The organism is Pseudomonas gessardii, from assembly GCF_001983165.1.
In the GTDB taxonomy this organism is placed as follows: Bacteria; Pseudomonadota; Gammaproteobacteria; order Pseudomonadales; family Pseudomonadaceae; genus Aquipseudomonas; species Aquipseudomonas gessardii.
The window spans coordinates 1-23,778 of sequence record NZ_MNPU01000047.1 but is presented as its reverse complement, the minus strand read 5'-3'; the positions used below and the strand labels follow the sequence as shown (position 1 = coordinate 23,778).

General features: G+C 55.9%; 26 protein-coding genes. 14 read left to right on the top strand and 12 right to left on the bottom strand.

The window, feature by feature from the left end:
* Positions 1–18: 18 nt before the first annotated feature.
* The 12 genes from BLL38_RS24085 to BLL38_RS24035 form a co-directional block, all read right to left on the bottom strand.
* Positions 19–321 carry a TrfB-related DNA-binding protein gene (locus BLL38_RS24085; RefSeq protein WP_038445850.1) on the bottom strand — a complete coding sequence of 101 codons (303 nt, stop codon included), beginning with the start codon at positions 319–321 and terminating at the stop codon, positions 19–21.
* A 130-nt stretch (positions 322–451) separates the two neighbouring features.
* A complete protein-coding gene (locus BLL38_RS24080) occupies positions 452–880 on the bottom strand; it encodes a hypothetical protein (protein ID WP_038445851.1) in 429 nt (142 codons plus the stop codon).
* Positions 881–936: 56 nt separating this feature from the next.
* Entirely contained in the window at positions 937–1,773 is an 837-nt protein-coding gene (locus BLL38_RS24075) for a DUF932 domain-containing protein (protein WP_038445853.1), read from the bottom strand.
* Positions 1,774–2,573: 800 nt separating this feature from the next.
* Entirely contained in the window at positions 2,574–3,617 is a 1,044-nt protein-coding gene (locus BLL38_RS24070) for a hypothetical protein (RefSeq protein ID WP_051903207.1), read from the bottom strand.
* Between the two features lie 53 nt (positions 3,618–3,670).
* Positions 3,671–6,637, bottom strand: a complete 2,967-nt coding sequence (locus BLL38_RS24065; protein WP_023103787.1) for a Tn3 family transposase — start codon at positions 6,635–6,637, stop codon at positions 3,671–3,673.
* Between the two features lie 3 nt (positions 6,638–6,640).
* On the bottom strand, positions 6,641–7,201 hold the full coding sequence (locus BLL38_RS24060; RefSeq protein ID WP_003282175.1) for a recombinase family protein: 561 nt from the start codon (positions 7,199–7,201) through the stop codon (positions 6,641–6,643).
* A gap of 286 nt (positions 7,202–7,487) precedes the next feature.
* Entirely contained in the window at positions 7,488–8,054 is a 567-nt protein-coding gene (locus tag BLL38_RS24055; RefSeq protein WP_004574805.1) for an OsmC family protein, read from the bottom strand.
* Positions 8,055–8,068: 14 nt separating this feature from the next.
* Positions 8,069–8,845 (bottom strand): SDR family NAD(P)-dependent oxidoreductase, encoded by a 777-nt coding sequence (locus BLL38_RS24050; RefSeq protein WP_004574804.1) that lies wholly within the window; start codon positions 8,843–8,845, stop codon positions 8,069–8,071.
* A gap of 59 nt (positions 8,846–8,904) precedes the next feature.
* Positions 8,905–9,489 carry a TetR/AcrR family transcriptional regulator gene (locus BLL38_RS24045; protein ID WP_004574803.1) on the bottom strand — a complete coding sequence of 195 codons (585 nt, stop codon included), beginning with the start codon at positions 9,487–9,489 and terminating at the stop codon, positions 8,905–8,907.
* Positions 9,486–10,166 (bottom strand): cupin domain-containing protein, encoded by a 681-nt coding sequence (locus BLL38_RS24040; RefSeq protein ID WP_004574802.1) that lies wholly within the window; start codon positions 10,164–10,166, stop codon positions 9,486–9,488. The genes BLL38_RS24045 and BLL38_RS24040 overlap by 4 nt, the downstream gene beginning before the upstream one ends.
* A 233-nt stretch (positions 10,167–10,399) precedes the next feature.
* Positions 10,400–10,576: a cytochrome oxidase putative small subunit CydP gene (gene cydP, locus BLL38_RS31155; protein ID WP_047229596.1), complete on the bottom strand. Its 177-nt coding sequence runs from the start codon at positions 10,574–10,576 to the stop codon at positions 10,400–10,402.
* 171 nt (positions 10,577–10,747) lie between these two features.
* Positions 10,748–12,070, bottom strand: coding sequence for a sigma-54 interaction domain-containing protein (locus BLL38_RS24035; protein ID WP_038445861.1), 1,323 nt, complete (start codon positions 12,068–12,070; stop codon positions 10,748–10,750).
* 237 nt (positions 12,071–12,307) lie between these two features.
* Here BLL38_RS24035 and BLL38_RS24030 point away from each other — a divergent pair, with 237 nt between their 5' ends.
* From BLL38_RS24030 to BLL38_RS23960, 14 genes are all read left to right on the top strand, one after another.
* On the top strand, positions 12,308–13,186 hold the full coding sequence (locus tag BLL38_RS24030; RefSeq protein WP_038445862.1) for an MBL fold metallo-hydrolase: 879 nt from the start codon (positions 12,308–12,310) through the stop codon (positions 13,184–13,186).
* 52 nt (positions 13,187–13,238) lie between these two features.
* Entirely contained in the window at positions 13,239–14,909 is a 1,671-nt protein-coding gene (locus BLL38_RS24025; protein WP_038445863.1) for a bifunctional protein tyrosine phosphatase family protein/NAD(P)/FAD-dependent oxidoreductase, read from the top strand.
* Between the two features lie 28 nt (positions 14,910–14,937).
* A complete protein-coding gene (locus BLL38_RS24020) occupies positions 14,938–15,741 on the top strand; it encodes a sulfite exporter TauE/SafE family protein (RefSeq protein ID WP_038445865.1) in 804 nt (267 codons plus the stop codon).
* 192 nt (positions 15,742–15,933) lie between these two features.
* Entirely contained in the window at positions 15,934–16,425 is a 492-nt protein-coding gene (locus BLL38_RS24015; RefSeq protein ID WP_038445868.1) for an OsmC family protein, read from the top strand.
* A 194-nt stretch (positions 16,426–16,619) separates the two neighbouring features.
* A complete protein-coding gene (locus BLL38_RS24010) occupies positions 16,620–17,117 on the top strand; it encodes a PaaI family thioesterase (RefSeq protein WP_076964601.1) in 498 nt (165 codons plus the stop codon).
* A 192-nt stretch (positions 17,118–17,309) separates the two neighbouring features.
* Positions 17,310–17,624, top strand: a complete 315-nt coding sequence (locus BLL38_RS24005) for an ArsR/SmtB family transcription factor (RefSeq protein WP_038445870.1) — start codon at positions 17,310–17,312, stop codon at positions 17,622–17,624.
* Positions 17,621–18,061, top strand: a complete 441-nt coding sequence (locus tag BLL38_RS24000) for a YeeE/YedE family protein (protein ID WP_038445873.1) — start codon at positions 17,621–17,623, stop codon at positions 18,059–18,061. Before BLL38_RS24005 ends, BLL38_RS24000 begins: the two co-directional genes overlap by 4 nt.
* On the top strand, positions 18,058–18,477 hold the full coding sequence (locus BLL38_RS23995) for a DUF6691 family protein (protein WP_038445874.1): 420 nt from the start codon (positions 18,058–18,060) through the stop codon (positions 18,475–18,477). Before BLL38_RS24000 ends, BLL38_RS23995 begins: the two co-directional genes overlap by 4 nt.
* A 13-nt stretch (positions 18,478–18,490) precedes the next feature.
* On the top strand, positions 18,491–18,679 hold the full coding sequence (locus BLL38_RS23990; protein WP_047229595.1) for a YgaP family membrane protein: 189 nt from the start codon (positions 18,491–18,493) through the stop codon (positions 18,677–18,679).
* A gap of 137 nt (positions 18,680–18,816) precedes the next feature.
* Positions 18,817–19,680, top strand: a complete 864-nt coding sequence (locus tag BLL38_RS23985; protein WP_038445876.1) for an MBL fold metallo-hydrolase — start codon at positions 18,817–18,819, stop codon at positions 19,678–19,680.
* A 160-nt stretch (positions 19,681–19,840) separates the two neighbouring features.
* A complete protein-coding gene (locus tag BLL38_RS23980; protein ID WP_038445878.1) occupies positions 19,841–20,398 on the top strand; it encodes a Tll0287-like domain-containing protein in 558 nt (185 codons plus the stop codon).
* A gap of 247 nt (positions 20,399–20,645) precedes the next feature.
* Positions 20,646–21,011 carry a YidH family protein gene (locus tag BLL38_RS23975; RefSeq protein ID WP_038445880.1) on the top strand — a complete coding sequence of 122 codons (366 nt, stop codon included), beginning with the start codon at positions 20,646–20,648 and terminating at the stop codon, positions 21,009–21,011.
* A 519-nt stretch (positions 21,012–21,530) separates the two neighbouring features.
* Positions 21,531–22,478: a Y-family DNA polymerase gene (locus BLL38_RS23965; RefSeq protein WP_051903209.1), complete on the top strand. Its 948-nt coding sequence runs from the start codon at positions 21,531–21,533 to the stop codon at positions 22,476–22,478.
* Positions 22,479–23,209: 731 nt separating this feature from the next.
* Positions 23,210–23,668: a type IIL restriction-modification enzyme MmeI gene (locus BLL38_RS23960; protein WP_076964600.1), complete on the top strand. Its 459-nt coding sequence runs from the start codon at positions 23,210–23,212 to the stop codon at positions 23,666–23,668.
* The last annotated feature ends 110 nt before the right edge of the window (positions 23,669–23,778 follow it).

Below are 23,778 nucleotides of genomic sequence, written 5' to 3'. Positions count from 1 at the left end.
AGTTAGTCGGAAGTAATCTTACTTCGATTTTGGCTGGTCATAAGGTGCAGCCATCTGGCGCACCTTCTCTGCCAGCTCGGGCGGGAGCCAGACCATAACCGGTACAAGTTCCTCCGCGTCGTGTTGTTGCAAGATTCCGCGGACGCGCTTCACTGCTGCATAAACGAGCTGTCGTGAATCGCCAGTCTTCTTGGCCAAGTCCGAGGGGCGAACCCCGTCGACCAAAACCGCACGGGCCAGCTCGACGGTTCCGATGTTCAAGCCGCGAAAGGCGTCCTTGAACTCGTCCCACTGTTCGGCGGTGTATTTTGGTTGCTGCATTCAAGCTCTCCTAGATGGGGGTGGGTGCGCGTCTTGTAGTCGCTTTCCTTTCTTGATGTCGTCCCACTCGTACGTTTCAGAACGGGGGTTATTCACTTGATTATTGGGCATTGCCCCACTCCCGGCATGATCAAATCGTAGTAGCGCCTGTGCGGCTCTGTGAGAGCCTTTCTACGATGACCTGGTGCGGAAGGTTGGCCAAACCAAGGAACGTCCAATACCGACCATCCCAGTGCGCAAAAATACGGGTCACGTTCCCGACTTCGCAGCACTCAAGTTTGAATGAATCACACTGCTCGTCGGCTGCGAAGTCGGACACCGCAAGGTGACTGAATGCGTAATCGTATCGGGTAGCGGTTGTTTCAGTTGGCCGGGTTCCGTGGGTGGCCTCTTGATCGAGCAAAAATGCTTCCTCGTTGCCAAGTACCGCGCCGGGGTGGCTGATCTGTAGTTCAGGCAGCATCAGCAACCGGCAGCGGGTGGCCCATTTGCCGGGGGCAATTTCCCGGGCGTAGTCAATGATCGAGGTTTGGCCGGGTACATAGAAAACTTTAGACATGGCTGAATCTCCTACCGCAACAGGTTCCGGGCGCTATAAGCGCCCGGTGTTGGTGGTTACGCTGCTTGCTGGCCAGCGCGCAGCGCCTCGGCCATGGCCCACAGGGCGCGATTGAGTTTCACGTCCTGATCAATGCCGTTCACTTGACGGGTAGTGGTGCGGCGGCCTTGTTTGTTACGGCCACGCAATCCGCCTCGTATGGTGTTTTCCTGAATGCGGTTGAAGGTCGTCCAGAGGTCGTCGGAACGATCCTCGGAACGGCGAGCTGAAAGCAGTTGGCTGGCTGTGACCGGGGCGGGGCCTTCGCGTACATCGTAGCGATAGGCAAGCGCGCCTTGAGCTAAGGCCAGTTGCTCGAACTCGCGCAGCTTCGTTTGCTTCATGATGTCGCGCTGTTCTTCGATGGCGTCAAACTGGTTCAGCACTTCATAAGCGCCTTCGATGACTTCGCCTACGATGTCAGCGCTGCCCATGTGGCGCACTTTCTGATCCATGGTCGCATCGCCCAGGACAAGACCATTGGCGCACACAAAGCGAAAGCAACCGGCCATCATTTGATAACTGCTAGTGCCATCATGGCTGTTCAGCAGAATGATTTCGTTAGCCTCTTTGCTCATGATCTGGTCAGCATGGCGCAGGCGAATCATGTGCTTTGTGTGGTCGCGCTTTTCTTCATTGCGTACGCGGGTTTGGCAAGCCATGAAAGGCAGGAAACCTTCGCGGCGCAGGCTTTCCAGCACGTCAACGGTAGGGATGTACAGATAACGATCGGAGCGGCTTTGGTGGGCTTCGTTAGCGAAGATCGACGGCGCAACGCGGGCGATTTCGTCGTTAGTCAGAGGTACGTCGCTGCGGATCATTTGCGGGTTACGGAAATTGCTGGATAGACGCATTTTGAAACTCCTTCGCAGATTTCCCCGAGGCGGTTGCCGCCGCCTGTTTCGGGGTGTCTTAGCGGTATTGCTTCGACGTGGTTAGTATCTCAAATCCCGCCCAAGTCGTCAATCTTTTGTAAAATCTAATTTGTCTAAATGGCTAATTAATAATGCTTTCTCGCACGCGAGAATTCCGCTTTTTCCTTGACACCGAGTCCGTGCTGATCTGCTCCGAGTGCTGAGCGTTAGAGCGGGAAATAAACGCCTTTGACAGCGCTCGCGCAGCGAGCCTCAAAACCCTTCGCCCTGGAGCGCGCTGCCGGTGGTGGATCTGCTCGTCGGCTTCGGTTGGTCGCGGTAAGCCCGTTCTATCCAGAGACGGGCCGCGTGCATGGTGTCGTGGAATACCGCAGGGCAGTTTCACCGCCCGAGGATATGCCGCGAAAGCACCTTGCAGGCAAGGCAGGGCGGCGGATAGAACATCGGGGCGTGCGCTACCAAACGATGACGGCGGGCCACCTGGTAACTCGCGGATGGGCGGGCAAACCGTCCTGCAGGACGGTGCGCAGGTCGCTCGCGACCGGAGGCAAGCGGAGCGCGCAGCCCGTTTACGGGCGAAGGCGTGAGGATGGAAGCCCGAAGGGCCAAGACCCGTCGCGCTCTTGGCCGGGGCTTGGTTCACGACAGCCGCTGAGGCGTAGCCGAGCACGCCCGGTCATTGGCCAGCCAGAACACTACATCTTGTGTTGAAAGAGTGCGCCGGCAGCTGAGTTCCGCACTACATCTTGTGTTCGAGCGTTTATGTCAAAACCGTGCACCTAAGATCCCCTCTGGTAGTGCCAATCATCCTCCGAACATCGATCACAAAGCGCACCCCCTTCGAGTACAGCAATATCAGGCAAGGGATTTTTGCACCTGGCACATTTTGGCCAAACTGTTTGACGACCGCACCAGTAGCACAAGCCATCGGCCATCAAGTACATCCTCACGTTACATATCTGGCATTCGCAAACCGGCTCTCCATGCTCATCAAAGGGGTCTTCGTGGATTAACGAGAAATCGTATTCCAACAGGTCCAACAGGGAACCCCGCTGATAGCAGGCAAAACACTCGTACTGAAAGTCACTCGAATCAATCGGAACGCCGTTTTCTACGTCGTCACGTGCGGGCTGTAAGAGAGGTGATGCGCAGGCCGGGCACTTGCAGGTATGAAGAAATTCCAATGCTTGGACCGGATACCCAATCCGTTCCCATTCGGCTTTGATCGCATTTTCAGCGTCGCGAAAAAGCTCATGGGTGTCGAGCATTGTTGTCCAGGTGTCGCCTAGAAGGGCCGCTGGATGCTCACCCAGCTCCTGAGGTATGAACCTGCTCAGCATCGGAAAAAGTGCGGCTATTGAGGATTGGATAGCGCTCGTGGAGTCAGTCGGGTGCAAATGCTCAAGTGCATTACGGCAATTGCTTAGCGCCTGAATGACAGTCCAGTCATGGTAGATATTGAGACTTTTTAGGCGCGCCTCAATTTGAGCAGTATTAATCGTGTTGTTGGTGCTCGGTGGTGAAGGCACCCAAGCTATTGAGCCGCTGTCTGTAATTTCTGGAAGAATAGGCCCTGGGACGTAGATCAATTCTCTTGCTTGCTCCGGAGTGGTCGCAAGCGAAGCGATTTTGTACTTAAAAAGCAGCAGCACTCCGGAATATAGGTTCCGAACCGCTGAAATAGCTCGGGCCTCCTTGCCCGGCACATCACGGCTCATGATGAAGTCTTCAACACCAAGCTGAATTGAGCTGACAGCATTTTTGCGAATCTCCTCAATTACAAGGACCGGCTTGGCTTTCTTCACTTGGATTCGCTTTACCATTTTTTGCCTTCCTGCTTATTGGGGAGCCCGCAGAATTCGGAAAAAATCGTACGCTAAGGTTTTCCGGGCATTCGCAACGGTCGGAACTTCCCGTCCTCCAGCCTGCGGCTCTGCCGCCAGACGTAATCGCCGGTCAGGTTAATGTGCTCCCAGCCCAGCGGCGACAGGTATTGCAGCAGTTCGCCGTCCACCGGCTTGCCCGTGTCGCACATCGCATGGGTGGCGCGCTCTAGGTACACCGTGTTCCACAGCACGATGGCCGCCGTCACCAGGTTGAGGCCGCTGGCCCGGTAGCGCTGCTGCTCGAAGCTGCGATCCCTGATTTCCCCAAGGCGGTTGAAGAACACCGCCCTGGCCAGCGAGTTGCGCGCCTCGCCCTTGTTCAGCCCGGCATGCACCCGGCGGCGCAGCTCAACACTTTGCAGCCAGTCCAGAATGAACAGCGTGCGTTCGATCCGGCCCAGCTCGCGCAGGGCCACGGCCAGGCCGTTCTGGCGCGGGTAGCTGCCGAGCTTGCGCAGCATCAACGAGGCGGTGACCGTGCCCTGCTTGATCGAGCTGGCCAGGCGAAGGATGTCGTCCCAATGGGCGCGGACGTGCTTGATGTTCAGGCTGCCGCCGATCAGCGGGCGCAGCGTCGGGTAGGTCTGCGCGCCCTGCGGCACATACAGCTTGGTTTCGCCGAGGTCGCGGATGCGCGGCGCGAAGCGGAAGCCCAGCAGGTGCATCAGCGCGAAGACGTGATCGGTGAAGCCGGCCGTGTCAGTGTAGTGCTCCTCGATCCGCAGGTCGGACTCGTGGTACAGCAGACCGTCGAGCACATAGGTGGAATCTCGCACGCCGACATTCACCACGCGGGTGCTGAACGGCGCGTACTGGTCGGAGATATGAGTGTAGAACAGCCGTCCCGGCTCGCTGCCGTACTTCGGGTTGACGTGCCCGGAGCTCTCGCCACGGCCGCCAGCGCGGAAGCGCTGGCCATCGGAGGATGAGGTGGTGCCGTCGCCCCAGTGGGCGGCGAAGGCATGGCGGTACTGGTGGTTGACCAACTCGGCCAGGGCTGCCGAATAGGTTTCGTCGCGGATATGCCAGGCTTGTAGCCAGGACAGCTTGGCGTAGGTCAGGCCGGGGCTCGACTCGGCCATCTTGGTCAGCCCGAGGTTGATCGCATCGCCGAGGATCGCGGACAGCAGCAACGTCCGGTCTTTGGCCTCGGCACCGTCCTTCAGGTGGGTGAAGTGGCGGCTGAATCCCGTCCAGTCGTCCACGTCCATCAGCAGTTCGGTGATCTTGATGCGCGGCAGCAGCTGGCTGGTCTGGTCGATCAGCGCCTGCGCCCGATCCGGCACCGCCGCATCCAGTGGGGTGATCTTGAGCCCGGACTCGGTGAGGATGGCGTCGGGCAGCTCGTTGTCCTTGGCCAGCTGGGTGACGGTGGCCAACTGTTCGTCCAGCAGCTGCAAGCGCTCTTCCAGGTACTGGTCGCTGTTCGGGTTGATCGCCAGGGGCAGGGCCTGCGCACGCTTGAGCGCGGCGAACTTATCTGCTGGCAGCAGGTAGTCGTCGAAGTCGCGGAACTGCCGAGAACCTTTGACCCAGATGTCGCCAGAACGCAGGGCGTTCTTCAGCTCGGACAGGGCGCAGATTTCGTAGAAGCGCCGGTCGAGGCCTTCCGGGGTGATCACCAGTGGCTTCCAGCGCGGCTTGATGAAGGCGGTGGGGGCATCGGCCGGGACCTTGCGCAGGTTGTCGGCGTTCATCTCGCGCAGCGTCTGCACGGCTGCTAGCACGCCCTGCGCGGCCGGGGCGGCGCGCAGCTCCAGTACCTCCAGCAGGGCCGGTGTGTAGCGGCGCAGGGTGGCGAAGTTCTCGCCGACCAGGTGCAGGTGGTCGAAACCCTCGGGCCGGGCCAGCAGCTCGGCCTCGCTGACGCTCTCGGTGAACTCGTCCCAGGGAATCACCTCCTCGATGGCAGCATAGGGATCGCTGCCGCTTTCCTTGGCCTCCAGCAGAGCCTGGCCGATCTTGGAGTACAGGCGCACCTTGTCGTTGATCGCCTTTCCCTGCTTCTGGAACTGCTGCTGATGCTTGTGCTTCGCGCTGCTGAACAGCTTGACCAGGATGCGGTCGTGCAGATCCACCAGCTCATCAATCACGGTTGCAGTGCTCTCCAGTACCACGGCGGCCAGGGTCGCGTAGCGCCGCTGCGGCTCGAACTTGCCGAGGTCTTTGGGCGTCATCTGCCCACCCTCGCGGGCCAGCTTGAGCAGGCGGTTCTGGTGGATGTGCCGGCCCAGGCCTTCGGGCAAGTCCACCAGCTGAAATGTCTTCAGCCGCTCGATGTGTTCGAGCATGTGCCGGGAGTTGGGTTTCAGCGGTGCCTGCCTCAGCCAGGTCAACCAGGTGATGTTGCTCCCGGCCTTCAGCTTCAACAGCTCGTCCAGCTTGGCCCGATGCGAGTCCGTGAGTGGATCGACCAGAGCGCGGTAGACCCGCCGATTGGCCCGCGCCATGGCTTCCGAGCAGGCCCGGTCGATCACACTCAGCGCCGGCAGGATACGCCGCTTCTGCCGCAGGCTCTCCAGCGCCTGACCGGCCAGCAGCAAGCCCTTGTCGGTCTGCTGGGCCAACTCGGTCAGCTCGCGCACCAGGGCGCGGAAGTCGGACAGGCCGAACGGGGCCAGTTGCAGGTAAGTGCGCAGTTCCTGGGCGTGCTCGCGGCGGGTCACGTCGCGCTCGCCATATTTCGCCCAGCTTGCCGGGTCGGCCTGGACTTGCTTGGCCACCCATAGGATGACCGGCTCGGGCGGCGCGCTGTCGGTGCCCAGCGCGTAGCCGGGGTAGCGCAGCAGGCAGAGCTGTACCGCGAAGCCCAGACGGTTGGCGTCGCCGCGCCGCTGGCGGATCAGCGACAGGTCGGAGTCGTTGAAGGTGTAGTAGCGGATCAGGTCATCCTGGCTTGCCGGCAGCGCGAGCAGGGTGTCCCGCTCCGTGGCCGAGAGGATCAAGCGACGCGGCATGTATCAGTCGTCCGTGCGGAGGTACTGGTAGAGGGTTTCCCGGCTGATGTTGAACTCGCGGGCGAGCTGCGCCTTTGGTTCCCCCGTAGCCGCTCGCTGCCGCAGGGTAGCAGCCTGCTCGTCGGACAGGGCCTTCTTGCGGCCCCGGTACGCACCGCGCTGTTTGGCCAGGGCGATACCCTCGCGCTGCCGCTCACGGATCAGGGCGCGCTCGAACTCGGCGAAGGCCCCCATCACCGACAGCATCAGGTTGGCCATGGGCGAATCCTCGCCCGTGAAGACCAGCCCCTCCTTCAGGAACTCGATGCGCACGCCGCGTTGGGTCAGGTTTTGCACCAGCCGGCGCAGGTCATCGAGGTTTCGGGCCAGGCGATCCATGCTGTGCACCACCACGGTGTCACCCTCACGGACGAAGCTCAGCAGCGCTTCGAGCTGGGGGCGCTGAGTGTCCTTGCCGGAGGCCTTGTCGGTGAACACCTTGCTCACCTCGGTCTGTTCCAGTTGGCGTTCAGGGTTCTGCTCGAAGCTGCTGACCCGAACGTAGCCGATGCGGTGCCCCTGCACGATGTCTCCTTGGTTGAAGGCGGCTTAAGTGCACTTTCTGTTCCGTTGCGCCTCAAAGCCAGTTTCTGTCAGGCTGAAATCTATAACCTTCGCGGGCATGTGTCACAAAATGCGGAAACGGACTCTATTCTGACTAAGCGGCGCGACCCTGCCTGACATCCGGTTAGGGTGTACCTCAAATTGACACTGCGTATTCCAGAGAACGTGATGACGGAAGGTTGAACCTTCCGTCATAGCGCATCTGGTTTGGCCTCCCGTCAGCCAACCACGGGAAACACTGACTCGATCATTGGAGAATGGTCAGCTTGGCCTTGAGATCAATGGCTCTCGCGAAGTTGTGGTAATTCGGCGATGTTCGCTGCACCTGCGCGTGCAATGCTTTCAGCGCCGCCGAATCCGCCGACGACTCCATTTCGACCTCATACTCGACCTGGTCGTACCCTGGATTGATCCCAGGATCGATTCCAAGAAAACCTCTCAGATCGAGGCTTCCCTTCGTGCGGATAGTCAGCGATTGCAACTCGATGTTCATTGCCGCCGCATTTGCCGCGTAGGTTGCAGTCATGCATGCGTTCAACGCAGCCAGGATCAATTCTTGTGGATTAGCGGCCGTGTCGGTACCGAGCAATTCTGCCGGTTCGTCCGCGTCGATGACAAAGCCGCGCGCCAAGGCCGTGTCACCTAGTACGAGCGGCATGGTTCGCGCACGCGTCCGGGTGCCACCCTCCCAGGTTGTCACGACGCCGAACGTCGCGATGCCTGCGGCGGGCTTTGCTGCGACCTGATCTGCAAACTCACGCAATGCGCCGACGTTGATCCCGTTGCCGGGAGTTCCTTTAATGTTTGTGTTCATTTCTCGTTCCCCCATTATGTGTTACGCCCGGCCATCACGCCGCCGTCAACGTCCCAGATTGCGCCCGTCACCCATGCTGCCTTGTCCGACAACAGGAAGAGGATGACCTCGGCGACGTCTTGTGGCGTCCCAACCCTGCCGATTGGGTGGAAGCTGTTGAATCCCTGTAAGGCGCCATGAACCTCGGCCTTGGGTATGAATCCCTCGTAAATCGGCGTTTCGACAACCGCCGGAGAAACGGCATTGACCCTGATTTGTTTGGATGCCAGCTCCATCGCAAGGTGCTGGGTCAGCGAATGCAAACCTGCTTTTGCCATCGAATACGCGGACGACGGCGTAGCCGCAATCGCCTGCTTGCCCCACATCGAGCCGATGTTCACAATGGCGCCGGGACGCTCGCTGGCCACGAGATTGGCCACGACTTTTTGTGTGATGAAGAAGAACGCTTTATTCAACGTCAAATATTGTTCGTAATCACTTTCCGTGTGCTCAAGAAACGCCTTCGGGAAGAACACCCCAGCCGCGTTGACCAGAAGATTGATGTCCTTGTGGTGTTCATCGATGGTATGCAGGAGTCGCTTCACATCTTCGGCTCGCGAGAGATCGGCAGTCAGGGCGGTCACGGTGCCCAACGACGACAGCGCCTTGCGGGCCTCTTCGGCCTTGTCTTCACGGTGACCGACGATGACGACGCTTCCGCCTTGCTCAAGAACCATGCGGGCAGTTTGCAGTCCCATCCCGCTAGTGCCGCCGATGACCAACAACTTCTTGCCATTAAATTCAGTACTCATAATAATCTCCTTAACTACCAACTAAATGGTAGGGTTGTGTTGCAAAAAAAGTGCCGACCTCAGGTCAACACGGTGGAAAGAAAAGTGTTTCCAACTTCGGCCGGTCCGCGTGACGACCGCATGCCACGGCCCACCATCATCGAGCCTTCCAACGCGCACAAGAATGCCTCTGCGAGAGCCTCTGGGGTGGAATTCGAGGTGATCAGCGCGGCACGCTGACCATCGGCAACGACAAGAGTCAACCAGTCGAGATTGACTTTAAAGAATCGCTCGACCTCGCTCACAACGGCGTCCGGCAGCGAGTCCGACTCGGCACCCAACATGCCGCAGACACAAAGGCGCCGGTCCTTGGCGAAGGTGCGTTCGAAAAGTGCCGCATACGCAGTTAGCCTGTCAGGCGCTTTCGCATGCTGCCCTTCGATGCTCAGCAACTCCTCACGAAACCGGTGCGTGTAGCGCTGTGCGACCACGGCCACGAGTTCACCCTTCTTGGGAAAGTGGTGGTGGATACTTGGTTTTTTGATGCCTACCAACTGGGCCACGTCGTCGTATGAGAAGCCGTTGTAGCCGTGCTGCTGTACCAACCCTTCAGCGGCATCGACCACCCGCTCGGCGGTCGGCGAGATTTCGGAGAAATGCTTCATGCAAGCGCCTCATTTGATTCGGCGACTGGCAGGTGGCCTGTCTTGACCAGGATGGTGCAGCCTGTATTGCTGAAGGGACGGTGAGCACTCAAATGCGGACTGCGCATCCATGTGCCGGTAGGGTAGCTTCCGAACTCATCCTCAAAGACGCCTTCCAACACATAGATTTCTTCACCGCCGTAGTGACGATGCGAATTGAATCGTGTCCCCGGGGCCCAGCGCACCAAAGCCGTATGTTGTGTGTCGAACTCAGAAAGTGGCATCACCGACAGACCCGGCACGAGGCCTGGAAACCAGGGGCCGTTACGGGTGTCGACCACGGTGCGTTGGCTGTCGGCTAGATCAAGATGGCGCAGCTTGACGAACAACGTGCAACCCGTCGCGGAGCTCGGTGCATGCGAAGAACCTGGTGGATTCTTGATGTAAGTCCCAGGCCCGAAGGTCCCGGATTCGTCGCTGAATTCGCCGTCCAGGACCAGAATCTCCTCGCCCAAGTCGTGCTTATGATTTTCAAAAGCGGAGCCCGGCGCGTATCGCACGATCGAGGTGGCACGCGCCACTTCGTCGCCATCACGCTCCAGTAACTGGCGTTGAATCCCGGTCGCTGGCGAATCGACCCACTGTAAGCTTGAAGGCTCGACGACAACACGCTGCGAAAGATCTGAATTGAGTTTCATGGCTTTATTTCATCTACCGACTACTTGGTAGGTAAGTTATAAGATCCCGATTTGTTTGTCAAATAGCTTTCGCCATTTTCTTTCATCCATTGAAAAAACAATGAATTGGTTACAAGAACTCGCGAAGCTTAGCGTACGATTTTTTCCGAATTCTCTATCGTCCCCAAAAAGAAAGTGGTAAAGCGCAGTGGCTGCAAACTGCAGCCGAGACAAATCCACCAGTTGTTCTGAAATCACTTGCTTGCCCCTTGAGTCGAGGTGGGTACACCGAACCTGGCGCCGATGGTGTTCGGGTCGACGCTGACGTGCGAATCCCGGATGAACAGCCACCACAGCACTGTCAGCACCAGTAGCTTGATCACTACTGCTGAGAGCAGATGGCGTCGCAGTCGTTTGTCGGAAATGGTCATGACTATGCAGTTTGCACACGGCATGCCAAGGGGGGAGTTTTTATTTTTATCGTTTAATAACAGTTACTTAATGATAAAACTGCCAAGGCAGTGGATGTCTTGGCAGGTTAATACGCTGCCAATCTGCCAGAGTGGCAGTCATTGGCAGTCGTGCGGCGTGAGCACTAGCTACTAGGCCAAACCTTGCTCTTTCAGTCGTCTGTACAAAGTACGTTCGCTAATACCCATGTGCTTGGCCAGCTCACTGCGGGTACCTTTAAAAGTAGCGAGTGCCTGTACCAGCGTGCCGCCGTCGAAAGGGGTGGAAGTCGAGGACTGAGACATCACGACGGAGGCCTGGGGTAAATGTATGGAGCGGATCACTCCATCGTCAGCGAACAGACTGGCTCTTTCCAGAACATTGCGTAATTCACGGATATTGCCGGGCCAGGAAAACCGCTGCAATTGTGTCAGTGCATCCGCATCTATTGTCAGCCGGCGCTTGCCTGTACCGGCACGTTGTAGAAATGAATTCACAAGCAAACCAATGTCTTCAACTCGGTTACGCAAGGGTGGTAACTGAATTGGAAAGGCGCTGATGCGGTAGTACAGGTCCTGTCTGAACTCTCCTTTCTCCATCATTTTTTCCAATGGTTTGTGGGTCGCAGCAATTAACCTGAAGTTGGCGTGAAGGGTCTCGACACTGCCGACACGGCGATAGGTGCCCGATTCGATCAGGCGCAACAGTTTTACCTGCATTGCCAGCGGAACATCGCCAATCTCATCAAGAAACAACGTGCCGCCCTGGGCTGTTTCGACCAAACCAGGCTTGCGCGTGGTGGCACCGGTGAATGCTCCTTTTTCATGGCCGAACAGCTCGCTCTCAAACAACGTTTCGGTCAATCCTGAGCAATCTACGACTACAAAGGGTCCAGTGGCCCGCTCGCTGGTTTCATGTACCGCGCGGGCGAACAACTCTTTGCCCGTGCCGGACTCGCCTAACAGCAGTACCGGGAGCATTGATGGTGCGACCCGCTGCAGCTCAGACAGGGCGAGGTTAAAGGCGGGTGAACAGCCAACCAGCCCTTCGTTGCTGGGTCGCGCTGACGCGCTGCGGACCAGTGTGAGACGCTCCACATAGGCGGTAATAACACCGTGCTCATCTAGAATCGGGCGCAATTCGACGTCGACATGCTCAGGTCCCCGTGGCGTGTGGTGAATGTGCAAAACACGATCAGGCCCGCGCATTTCCTGCGCCTTTTTCATCGGACAATTCTCACCCGCCTGATCACAAGGGACATCGTAATGGTGTGAGATTTGATAACACTTATGACCGATAAAGGGTTTTTCAGCGCTGCCGAACTGCCGCTGATAGGCAGTGTTGGCAGCCAGGATGTTGTACTCCGGATCGAGCACGATCATCGGCTGGGGTTCGTGTTCAAGAAACGAAACAAGTGACTGCACTTGATCCGGGTGTGGGAGTGAGTTGTCAGAGGTGGGCAGGATGGTCTTCATGGTGGCTCCCGAGAATTCCTCCATCCTGTTGTGGCACTGCCACCTCTGTCAACAGGCACTGCCAATGGCAGTGGATTTGGGTCGACGTAGAAAAAAGCCAACCTCAAACAAATAATTAAACTTAATGAAATCAAGTAGATAAGATTATATTTCTGTACGATTTTGGCCTGGCAAACTTATTGCTATGTCAGTCCTTAGTGTGAGCGGCTCGCTAAAAGCCCCCTAAGGAGACAGGTCATGAGCGTAAAACTTCACGTCGAAGGATTCTTCGATTCTGCTACCAATACTGTCAGCTACCTCGTGCTGGATGAAGCGACCAACCACTGCGCCTTAGTGGACAGCGTACTTGACTACGACCCCAAATCCGGCCACACCGCCACAACGTCTGCCGACAAGTTGATTGCGAGGGTGAACGAACTCAATGCGAGGGTCGACTGGATTCTTGAGACCCACGTCCACGCAGACCACCTGACGGCCGCGCCCTACCTGAAGGAAAAGCTCGGTGGAAAAATAGGGATCGGCAGTCAGATTTCGACGGTGCAGGAGGTGTTTGGCACTCTGTTCAATACAGCTGGCGATATGGCCCGCGATGGAAGCCAGTTCGATCACCTGTTCGTTAATGACGAGCCGTTTGCCATTGGCACGCTGCAATGCCACGCGCTCCATACACCGGGCCATACACCAGCCTGTATGACTTATGTGATCAGCGATGGGACCGAAACGGCTGCGTTCGTCGGCGATACCTTGTTTATGCCGGACTACGGTACTGCACGCTGTGACTTTCCCGGAGGCAATGCGCGTACGTTGTTCCAGTCAATCAACAAGGTGCTAAGTCTGCCGGCCAATACCTTGCTGTACATGTGCCACGACTACCAGCCTGGTGGCCGCGAGGTGCAGTTCGTCAGTACCGTTGCAGACCAACGCGCGCACAACGTTCATGTGCGTAATGGCATCAGCGAGGAGGAGTTCGTGGCGATGCGCACCAAGCGTGATGCATCGATGGACATGCCGACACTGATCCTGCCATCCGTTCAGGTCAACATGCGGGCAGGGCACTTACCTGAGCCCGAATCGAACGGGACGCGCTACCTGAAAATCCCGCTCAACGTCGCCTGACGTTGCCTCCCCCAAAAAACCTATAAGAAAAATACCCATAACGGAGACCCTTATGGACATTCGCTGCCTTGCGCCTGGACTGTCGGTATCAGAACAGATTTTTCCCAACCAATTGGCTGAACTAAAAGAAAACGGTTTTCGCGCCATTGTGTGTAACCGTCCTGATGGCGAAGGCGGCGATCAACCCTTGTTTGCCGAAATCAAACGTACGGCCCAAGCGAACGGTATTGAGGCGCACTACCTTCCCGCTGAATCAGGCAAAGTGACCGACGAGCAAGGTATTGCCTTCGGCAAGCTCCTTGAAACTCTTCCAAAACCGGTGTTGGCCTATTGCCGTTCCGGCATGCGCTCGACAACGATGTGGGCACTGTCACAAGCGGGCCAACAACCCCTGCCATACATCGTCGAGACGGCCAAAAAAGCCGGGTTCGATATGAAAGGCGTCATTCGCCGGATTGCGAATCAGGGGCGCACGCCGGTCGAAGTGGCTGAGGCGCAGCATACCGTGGTCATCATCGGGGGCGGTGCGGCAGGTATTGCGACTGCATCCAGTTTACTGGCGCGAGATCCTGGACTCGACGTTGCCATCATCGACCCGGCAGATGTGCACTACTACCAGCCAGGCTGGACACTTGTCGGCTGTGGTGTCTTCGATGCGCCCCAAACTGCCCACACGATGGGCACGACCATCCCCCGCGGTGTGCACTGGATCAAGTCGGCGGTCGCCGCTTTCGAACCCGAGAGAAATGCCGTCATTCTTGATGGATGCAGAGTCGTCAAATACGAGCAACTGATCGTGTGCCCTGGCCTGAAGCTCAATTGGCATGCAATCGAGGGTTTGTCGGACACCCTGGGTCGCAACGGCGTGACTTCAAATTACCTGTATCACCTTGCCCCTTATACGTGGGAACTGGTGCAGCAACTGCGTGGTGGGCGAGCCATTTTCACGCAACCACCCATGCCGATCAAATGTGCCGGGGCGCCGCAAAAAGCAATGTACCTTTCTGCCGATCATTGGAAACGTACCGGTGTATTGGACAACGTCAAGATCGAGTTTTGCAGCGCCGGCGCGGTGCTGTTCGGAGTTCCCGACTATGTGCCCGCACTGATGGAATACATCAAGGCCTATGGTATCGACCTGAACTTCGGCAACACACTCACCAGCGTGAATGGACCCGCACGGACTGCAACATTCAACTGCGTTAGTCCGGATGGCAGCGCCCATCTTGTTACTCGAGACTTCGATCTACTTCATGTTGTACCACCGCAGATTGCGCCGGATTTTGTCCGAGTCAGCCCTCTCGTCGATGCGGCCGGCTGGATCGATGTCGACCCTGCCACTCTGCGCCATAAAACCTGGGTAAATATTCACGCGCTGGGAGACGCCGCCAACTCCAGCAACGCCAAAACCGCGGCGGCTGCACGCAAGCAGGCTCCCGTTGTTGCCCATAATGTGTTGGCTGCCATGGGTAAAGCAAAAGGCAGTGCCCATTACGACGGTTACGGCTCCTGCCCGCTGACGGTTGAACGCGGCAAGATCGTACTGGCGGAGTTCACCTATGGTGGCAAGGTCGCCCCCAGCTTCCCATCCTGGCTGATTGAGGGTACCCGGCCATCGAGGCTGGCATGGCTGCTCAAGGAGCGAATTCTTCCACCGCTGTACTGGAAGGGAATGCTCAAGGGCCGTGAGTGGATGGCGAAACCCGAGTTGGCTGACCTATGAAATCAGACCTGAAAGCAAGGAGACTGAGATGATCATCGTCTTACTGCTCGGGCTTACTGTTGGAGTCATTCTGGCTCTGACCGGCGCCGGCGGAGGAATACTGGCTGTTCCCTTGCTGGTGTTTGGAGTGGGATTGAGCATGGCCGAGGCTGGGCCAATCGGTTTACTGGCTGTCGGTTTAGCCTCGACCCTGGGTGCCGTGATAGGACTCAAAAACGGCACCGTCCGCTATAAAGCGGCGCTTTTAATTGCTGGAGCGGGGATCGTCTGTTCTCCCCTTGGCCTTTGGCTGGCGCAACGCACGCCTAACCGTCCGTTGACGATCATGTTTGCCTTCGTGCTGATGTACGTTGCGTTCCGGGTCTATCAACGATCGCTCACTCCCTCCACGGAGTCGAAGACACCAGTTATATCCAAACCACCGCCTTGCCTATTGGACGCCAATCGAGGAAAGCTAAACTGGACTGCTCCGTGTGCATGGGCGCTCACTGCTTCTGGCATTGTCGCGGGTGGGCTTTCTGGCTTGCTCGGCGTGGGCGGTGGCTTTGTGATGGTGCCGGCGCTCCAGCGATACACCAATTTGACAGCACAGTCAGTGCTTGCCACGTCTCTAGCCGTTATTGCGCTGGTTTCAATTTCCGGCGTTGCTGCGAGCTCGGCAGCTGGGCACTTACAGTGGGCAGTTGCCATTCCATTTTCCATTGGGGCATTAGCCGGCATGATCTGCGGGCGCTTTGTCGCTGCCAAGCTGTCGGGGCCAAACTTACAAAAAGGGTTTGCCATTGTATCTGCAGTGGTTGCAGTGGCCTTGCTGGTAAAAGCTATTCAGTAGATCAAGTGGGCGGAGGACTTACCCGCCTGTTGACGGCTGTCCTGAAAGCCTTCAGCTAATCCATGACTGCCAGATCCGGCTGCAATGGTTCTTCTGCTGGTATTTATCTCGGCCGCCCCACAGATCCACTTCCTGGTCCGCTCCTGCGGAGCTGGATTGAACCTACCGTCAAATGAACGAAGGATTGGACTCATGAACGACAGCACTCGTGTGAATTTGCGTTTGGAGCAACAACATGACTATCGCTGCACGCTGCATTTCGAAGAAGGTGCGCCGACTCTGACCGTGGATGAGCCACCACCACTGGGTGAGGCTGTTGGCCCCAGCCCGGTAGAGCTGCTGCTCGGTGCGGTAGCCAACTGCTTGACTAATAGTCTGCTGTTCGCGCTGCGTAAGTACAAGCAGGACGCCGAACCGCTTTCTTGCAAGGCCAGTGCTGAGGTCGGACGCAATGCTGAAAATCGCCTACGGGTACTCCATATAGACATCGAACTGCAGTTAGGCAAATCAGCTGCCAAGCTGGAGCACTTACCGCGCATCCTTAGCCAATTCGAAAGCTTTTGCACCGTTACACAGAGCGTGGCCCAAGGCATCCCAGTCCAATTACGAGTCATAGACTCCGAAGCGCTGGTACTAAAAGGCGATCTGCATGCTTCCACTGAACCCGCTTCGACAGGGGCTTGAAAACTTGCAGCGGACAGGTAAAGCATTGTGGATTAGGGCGTCCGATTGGCATTGGAGTCGGTGACGTTCTAGCGCGTACGAGCATATGGATGCACGGTACAAGGGTGCTGCAATCATGGTGCGGGGACTGTCGTGTCAACATCAGCTCTTCTCTTCAATGTTTCCCCGACAGCCAATCAATGAAAGGACAAATAATGAACATCCAAGCTCTTCCATTACAAGATCGGGCCGCCCCGGACGGCATCTGTTTCGGGTGCGGAAGCGCGCATCCAAGCGGTCTCCAGATAAAAAGTCACTGGGATGCCGACGGTATTCATATTGTGTGCAAACACACTCCATCCCCCGAGTTTACCGGATGGCCAGAGTTGGTTTACGGTGGTTTCATTGCAATGTTGGTGGACTGCCACTCGAACTGGACCGCGATGGCCTATCACTATCGTGCAGAAGGGAGAGAACCTGGAACAGCGCCCCGCATCGATTGCGTTACTGGGCAATTGAACCTCAGCTTTCATAAGCCCACGCCAATGGGGGGTGAACTCATCTTAAAAGCATGGGTTGAAGGAGAGGTCGGACGCAAGTCACGGGTTATTTGCGAGGTTTGGGCAGGTGATGTTTTGACCGTAACCGGCGACTCTATCTTTGTCAGAGTCAGCACTGAGAAATTAAGGGCTCAAGCACAAGCAATAAACTGAGCTGCTGTATAGGTATCCGGAAATACTCTGGTGTGTTAGGGCGGCGGTAATGCAACGGGCATCCGCATTAAAAAATGAGGCCGCAAGGCCCGGCTAGTACGTCACGTGATCCGGCTTTGAATCAGTGCAGTCGATCAATTAATAATAGTATATAATGTATATTAATATATTGAGAGGCTAGTGAGCGCTCATATGCCCGAATTAGACATCCAGCAGCTTCGCGCAAATGCCGATGCTGCCAGCCAGTTCCTAAAGGCTTTGGCCAACCCGGATCGCTTGATGCTGCTGTGCCAATTATCCCAAGGTGAGCGCAATGTCAGCGATCTGGAGTCACTGCTGGGGATACAGCAACCGACTCTCTCTCAACAGCTGGCGGTGCTTCGCCGCGAAGGACTGGTGGAGACCCGCCGTGACGGAAAGCAGGTGTTCTATCGCATCAGCAGTCCCCCAGCATTGGCAGTCATCCAAACCCTGTACCAACAATTTTGCGCCGGAGAAGCTTCATGAATGTCGACTGGCTCAACTTCACTCCCTGGTCATCCCTTGCAGGCGGCGCATTGATTGGCCTGGCTGCCAGTCTATTCGTTGTCGCCAACGGGCGTATCGCAGGCATCAGCGGTTTGATGGGCAGTCTTTTACAGCGTGGCAGCGAGGGGGTGAGTGAGAAAGCTCTTTTTCTCTTGGGTTTGCTCATCGCACCACTTCTATGGGGCTTGTTCGCCACACTGCCGCAGATTGAGTTCCAAAGTGGCTGGTTCGGACTGATCGTCGCCGGTGTATTGGTGGGCATCGGCACACGATACGGTTCAGGTTGCACCAGTGGCCATGGGGTGTGTGGCATCTCGCGCCTTTCGCCGAGATCGATGGTCGCCACTGCGTGTTTCATGTTCAGCGGTTTCGCCACAGTGTTTGTCCTGCGTCATCTTCTGGGGGGTTGGACATGATCAAACTGACCGCATTCATTGCTGGTCTGCTGTTCGGCTTGGGTCTGCTTCTGGCAGGCATGGCCAACCCAAGCAAAGTGCTCGCTTTCCTGGATTTAACCGGTGCTTGGGACCCTTCCTTGGCGTTGGTCATGGTCGGGGCCATTGGCATAGCCGTTGGCCCGCTAACCTGGGCGCGCCAACAATCCAGTTCGCTGCTGGGAAGGCCAATGCAGCTACCGATCAAACGTGAGTTGGACCCGCGCTTGATTGGCGGGAGCCTGTTGTTTGGCATCGGCTGGGGAATAGCGGGCATCTGTCCTGGCCCCGCAGTGGCAATTCTGCTGACAGGACGCTGGCAAGTGATCGTATTCATGTTGGCCATGCTGGCCGGCATGTTGTTGTTTACTGCGCTGGAGACCCGGCGCAGCCATTGATCGGGAGATCGCCATGAAAGCGAACATTGGAACCATTGACCGTAGCCTGCGCATTGTCGCCGGTCTGCTTCTCATTGGCCTCAGTCTGTCCGGTGTGATCGGCGTGTGGGGTTGGATAGGTTTAGTGCCGCTGGCCACTGGCATTTTCCGTTTCTGCCCTGTCTATACGTTGCTAGGCATCAAAACCTGTAACCGTTGCTGAGCGACAGCCGTTTGCACACTAGCGGGTGCCTGAAGGTGCCCGTGGTGGTTTAGGTACGCAGCTCTGATCACGGTTCCTTACCAAAGCCCGTTGGTAGATCAGCACTCCACTTCGTATATCGAAAAGAGAACTCCATCATGAAACCACATGTAGAAGCTTTTTTTGATTCCGCTACGTATACCTACAGCTATGTTGTCAGTGACCCGACTACAGGGCACTGCGCCATTATCGACTCGGTGCTCGATTACGATCCTGCATCAGGTCACACCTCTTGCAAAAGCGCGGAACGTTTAATTGCCTACGTGCGTGAGCAAACCCTTACGGTGGAGTGGTTATTAGAAACCCATGTACATGCCGACCATCTTTCCGCAGCTCAGTATCTAAAGCGCCAGTTGGGCGGCCAACTGGTCATCGGCGATCAGATCACGTCGGTTCAGTACACTTTTGGGAAGTTGTTCAACGTTGGCAGCGAGTTTGCCACTGATGGTCGTCAATTCGACCGGCTGCTGAAAGACGGTGAGTGCTTTTTGATCGGAGGAATCGAAGCTCACGCCATCCACACACCGGGACACACGCCGGCCTGCATGACCTATCTAATCGGTGATGCTGGTTTTGTCGGTGATACGCTGTTCATGCCTGATTACGGCACTGCCCGATGCGACTTTCCCGGTGGCGATGCGCGAAAACTCTTCCAGTCCATTCAAAAGTTGTTCGAGTTGCCCGACGATACCCGTTTGTTTATGTGCCACGACTACAAGGCCCCGGGTCGAGATGTCTACCGCAATGAAACAACCATTGCTGAGCAACGGGCTCATAACGTCCATGTGCATCAGGGCACCAGCGAAGCAGATTTCGTTGCTATGCGCCAGGCGCGGGATGCCACCTTAGGTATGCCGACACTTATCCTGCCATCCGTGCAAGTGAACATGCGGGCCGGTCAATTGCCTCCAGCTGAAGGAAATGGCACTTGCTACCTGAAAATCCCTCTTAACGTGCTCTGAACTGCTGTCGTTAATTGACTCACTTAAACAATTGGCATGCACCAATGCCGTCGCCACCTGACAAGGGCAGATGCACGTTTTAGATCGTGGTTCAACACCCCGCCAAGGCCATGTTTGTTAACCCCAACAGTTCGATCGACAAAAGTACGAGGAGATTGATATGCGGATGGTAATGATTTTTCTGAGCGGAGCATTGAGTGTTGCAGCCTATGCTGACGACCTCGAAAAGATGACTGCTGAAGGGGCCACTCTTATTCCCCCCTTCCAGCAGCATCTTATGGACACCGTGAAATCAGCCATGCAAACAGGTGGACCAGTTAACGCCGTTGAGGCTTGCCAGTTGCTCGCACCGCAAATTGCTGATCAGCACAGTCAAACACCGTGGGTTGTGGGCCGGACAGCATTAAAGGTTCGAAATCCGGATAACGTACCAGATGCTTGGGAAAAGCAGATTCTTGAGCAATTTGTTAAGCGCGCTGCGGCAGGTGAAGCATTATCTGGTTTAACGTATTCGGAAATCGTAAAGGGTGAATTCCGAATGATGAAGGCTATCTCTACAGGTGAAGCGTGTTTAGGATGCCATGGTAAGGAGATAAAACCAGAACTGACTGCGGTAATAGATCAACGGTACCCGCAGGATAAAGCCCGCGGCTTTGCTCTAGGAGAACTGCGCGGTGCGTTTACTCTACGTCGAATCATAGAGACAGCAAATGATTAACTCAGGAACGCAAAAAAACTAGAATATGCCAATCCTGTGTGAGCGGTATTTCTGTTAAACCTACAACATCCGATCCTTGAATCGGGTACTAGAGCAGTTCAATTTTTATTAGACCACTACATCGGGCACCTAAGTAAGAAAAAACATCTACCGTCTACGTATCTTACTTAATCAAGTTAACAATCGCAGAGTAGGTTTGCTACCTGACTGGAGCCGAATCAACAATCGTTTAAACAAGGATAATTTAATGTCTGACCTGAACGATCCACGAGTGTTTTTTGCCGCTGAGAGAACCTTGCTGGCCTGGAACCGAACCAGTCTTTCGCTTATGGCATTTGGCTTCGTGATTGAGCGATCCGGATTACTTTTTCAGTTGATAAAACCAGGCGCGTTGGGCAGCCCAGAAAGACATTTTTCCTTCTGGATCGGACTGGCTTTTCTCATGCTGGGCTCATGGGTTGCATGCTGGTCATCCTGGCAGTACAAACGCGTGGTCAAATCTCTGAAGCCAGTAGAAATCCCAGAGGGGTACAGCATCAACTCTGGCCCTACAGCAAATGTGCTCACCGCCGTCCTAGGAGCCTTGCTCATGGTCTACCTTGCCATCATATGAGCAAAGCTCAGCCTCAACGTTGTATTGGGAGACCTGTGCCAGTCAGGCGTATTCCGGCTCGAAATCACCCGATCTGACTCAGGCCTTCACCTCTCCCAAGTCGCCCTTCACATCAAAAAAGTACAAATGATTCACCGGCGACCTTTTCGCCCCATCACAGCCAGAGGCAAGCGGGCGAGTGATGAATGTTTTGGATGAGATGAATGCCAAAGGGGGGCGAGTACGTTGCGGACTGCCAGCGTCCCTGTATCACCTGAATGGGGAATGAGGAGATAGCTTAACAGCCCCAGTTATACAACCAGGTTGGATGAGCCTCGGACTGTTGGATCGGGCTCATCTTGATCACGCTAGCTTTCGTCGCCGCAAAATTCGCGTATTTGCCATGGACACCACGTGATCCATTTTTGTGAAAAATGCGTGTGTCTATGGACATCGGATACCTAATTTAAACCCTCACAAATATTCATCAAAATCGATGTCCATGGGTTGACATCTTTCCTTTACATCGATGAAAGTTTCGTGCAGCTCGACGGGCTTCCTGAACCGCTGATCGACGTGGGCCGAGCCATTCAGGCGCGCGTCCTCCAATGGGCGGCTCTTCCTGTCGGTGTTGGCATCGGTCACACAAAGACCCTGGCAAAAGCAGCACAACACGCGTCAAAGGTCTGGAAAGAGAAAACGGGCGGGGTTGTGGATCTACGCAAGCCGGAGGCCGTTGAATGGCTTCTTCGGCGCATGCCGGTCGAAGAAGTTTGGGGGATTGGTCGCCGGATGAAAGCCAACCTTGAACTGGATGGCATTTCTACTGCGTGGGATCTCTCATTAGCAGAACCTAAATCCATGGGCCGCAAATACTCTGTCGTGCTCGAACGGACGATTCGCGAGCTGCGCGGCGAGTCCTGTATGGATCTGGAACAAGTCGTTCCGTCGAAGCAATCCATATGCTCAAGCAAGATGTTCGGCCAGCGGGTTTACTCGTTGGAAGGTCTGCGGCAGGCATTAGCCAGCTACATGCATCGAGCATCCGAAAAGCTTCGGGCGCAGCGATCACTCTGCGGTTCGTTTCGTATTGGCATACAAACGTCATTCCATGGTGACGGGCCAAAGTACGCTAACGGCGTGACATGTACCCCTGAATACCCAACCGATGATGTGCGCTTACTGACCAAACACGCCTTGCGCGGGTTGGAATCCATTTACAGACCGGGCTATGCCTATAGCAAAGCGGAGGTGATGTTGATGGATCTTCGTCAACGTGGTGAGTTCACAGCGGATCTGTTCACTGAAAGCCAGCCTGTTAAATCTGACGCACTCATGCGTGTGATGGATAAGGTTAACCGACGGTGGGGCAGGGAGTGTTTGCGCACAGCGGCGGTGCCCATGGCCCCTGACTGGGGGATGCGCCGGGAGCTGCTAAGCCCGAGCTATATGACCGACTGGGATCAGCTTTGGAAAGTGAAGACATAAGAGCGGTCGCAAATCGGTATCTGCTCCGAGTGCTGAGCGTTAGAGCGGGAAATAAACGCTTTTGACAGCGCTCGCGCAGCGAGCCTCGAAACCCCTTCGCCCTGGAGCGCGCTGTCGGTGGTGGATCTGCTCGTCGGCTTCGGATGGTCGCGGTAAGCCCGTTCTATCCAGAGACGGGCCGCGTGCATGGTGTCGTGGAATACCACAGGGCAGTTTCACCGCCCGAGGATATGCCGCGAAAGCACCTTGCAGGCAAGGCACGGCGGCGGATAGAACATCGGGGCGTGCGCTACCAAACGATGACGGCGGGCCACCTGGTAACTCGCGGATGGGCGGGCAAACCGTCCTGCAGGACGGTGCGCAGGTCGCCCGCGACCGGAGGCAAGCGGAGCGCGCAGCCCGTTTACGGGCGAAGGCGTGAGGAGGGAAGCCCGAAGGGCCAAGACCCGGCGCGCTCTTGGCCGGGGCTTGGTTCAAGACAGCCGCTGAGGCGCAGCCTAACACGTACGGTCAGTGGTCAATCAGAACACAACATATTGCACTGATGCTCAGTAGCGGACTCCACAGCAACCGGCCATCCGCCATCACTTTAAGCCATCAATCCTGATACGATCCCATGAGCAGCCTTTTTAGGTAATAGGCAGAAGCATTCATCTGCCACAATCACCCCGCCGTTTCGGCTAGGGCAATGTATTAAGCAGCAGATAAATCAGAACTCTTGAGGCAATAAATTGAACATTTCACAGGTAGAAGAAAAAATCAAAGCCCTCGGGGACACTATCGACAAGGTTGAATTTATCTTCAGTCTTTTGGAATGCTACGGAAAACCTAAAGCCTCGATCACACGACTCAAGATGGTCGGAAGAGGAAGCTACAATCTCGCTAAAAAAGAAGGTGAAGTACTATGGAAAAAGCAGGTTTATTATAAGTCGACAGTTAGCGATAAACTGCTTTCAACTATTGACGAAATGAAACATTCGGAATCAGCGAAAAAACACCAGCCGCGTTTTATAATTGCTGTAAACGATACTCAGCTAGTCGCTATAGATACTAGAACAGCAGATACTCTAGATATACAGATAACCCAGCTTAAAAATAGATTTGATTTCTTTTTACCATGGGCGAATATGGAAAAGGCTCAATTTCAGCCTGAAAGCCCAGCGGATGTCAAAGCGGCTCTTCGCATTTAAGGGTGTAGAAAAAATCTGACCGGCTGGAAAAGGAGTCGAGGATCTTAGAAAATGTAAGCTCTCACACCAACAAAAACTAAGCCCCCGACGTGAACAATCTTACCTTTTCT

Excerpts from the sequence above, each read along its gene's own strand:
- BLL38_RS24085 (WP_038445850.1), bottom strand. The coding sequence starts at position 321 with ATGCAGCAACCAAAATACACCGCCGAACAGTGGGACGAGTTCAAGGAC.
- BLL38_RS24080 (WP_038445851.1), bottom strand. The coding sequence starts at position 880 with ATGTCTAAAGTTTTCTATGTACCCGGCCAAACCTCGATCATTGACTAC.
- BLL38_RS24075 (WP_038445853.1), bottom strand. The coding sequence starts at position 1,773 with ATGCGTCTATCCAGCAATTTCCGTAACCCGCAAATGATCCGCAGCGAC.
- BLL38_RS24070 (WP_051903207.1), bottom strand. The coding sequence starts at position 3,617 with ATGGTAAAGCGAATCCAAGTGAAGAAAGCCAAGCCGGTCCTTGTAATT.
- BLL38_RS24065 (WP_023103787.1), bottom strand. The coding sequence starts at position 6,637 with ATGCCGCGTCGCTTGATCCTCTCGGCCACGGAGCGGGACACCCTGCTC.
- BLL38_RS24055 (WP_004574805.1), bottom strand. The coding sequence starts at position 8,054 with ATGAACACAAACATTAAAGGAACTCCCGGCAACGGGATCAACGTCGGC.
- BLL38_RS24050 (WP_004574804.1), bottom strand. The coding sequence starts at position 8,845 with ATGAGTACTGAATTTAATGGCAAGAAGTTGTTGGTCATCGGCGGCACT.
- BLL38_RS24045 (WP_004574803.1), bottom strand. The coding sequence starts at position 9,489 with ATGAAGCATTTCTCCGAAATCTCGCCGACCGCCGAGCGGGTGGTCGAT.
- BLL38_RS24040 (WP_004574802.1), bottom strand. The coding sequence starts at position 10,166 with ATGAAACTCAATTCAGATCTTTCGCAGCGTGTTGTCGTCGAGCCTTCA.
- cydP (WP_047229596.1), bottom strand. The coding sequence starts at position 10,576 with ATGACCATTTCCGACAAACGACTGCGACGCCATCTGCTCTCAGCAGTA.
- BLL38_RS24035 (WP_038445861.1), bottom strand. The coding sequence starts at position 12,070 with ATGAAGACCATCCTGCCCACCTCTGACAACTCACTCCCACACCCGGAT.
- BLL38_RS24030 (WP_038445862.1), top strand. The coding sequence starts at position 12,308 with ATGAGCGTAAAACTTCACGTCGAAGGATTCTTCGATTCTGCTACCAAT.
- BLL38_RS24025 (WP_038445863.1), top strand. The coding sequence starts at position 13,239 with ATGGACATTCGCTGCCTTGCGCCTGGACTGTCGGTATCAGAACAGATT.
- BLL38_RS24020 (WP_038445865.1), top strand. The coding sequence starts at position 14,938 with ATGATCATCGTCTTACTGCTCGGGCTTACTGTTGGAGTCATTCTGGCT.
- BLL38_RS24015 (WP_038445868.1), top strand. The coding sequence starts at position 15,934 with ATGAACGACAGCACTCGTGTGAATTTGCGTTTGGAGCAACAACATGAC.
- BLL38_RS24010 (WP_076964601.1), top strand. The coding sequence starts at position 16,620 with ATGAACATCCAAGCTCTTCCATTACAAGATCGGGCCGCCCCGGACGGC.
- BLL38_RS24005 (WP_038445870.1), top strand. The coding sequence starts at position 17,310 with ATGCCCGAATTAGACATCCAGCAGCTTCGCGCAAATGCCGATGCTGCC.
- BLL38_RS24000 (WP_038445873.1), top strand. The coding sequence starts at position 17,621 with ATGAATGTCGACTGGCTCAACTTCACTCCCTGGTCATCCCTTGCAGGC.
- BLL38_RS23995 (WP_038445874.1), top strand. The coding sequence starts at position 18,058 with ATGATCAAACTGACCGCATTCATTGCTGGTCTGCTGTTCGGCTTGGGT.
- BLL38_RS23990 (WP_047229595.1), top strand. The coding sequence starts at position 18,491 with ATGAAAGCGAACATTGGAACCATTGACCGTAGCCTGCGCATTGTCGCC.
- BLL38_RS23985 (WP_038445876.1), top strand. The coding sequence starts at position 18,817 with ATGAAACCACATGTAGAAGCTTTTTTTGATTCCGCTACGTATACCTAC.
- BLL38_RS23980 (WP_038445878.1), top strand. The coding sequence starts at position 19,841 with ATGCGGATGGTAATGATTTTTCTGAGCGGAGCATTGAGTGTTGCAGCC.
- BLL38_RS23975 (WP_038445880.1), top strand. The coding sequence starts at position 20,646 with ATGTCTGACCTGAACGATCCACGAGTGTTTTTTGCCGCTGAGAGAACC.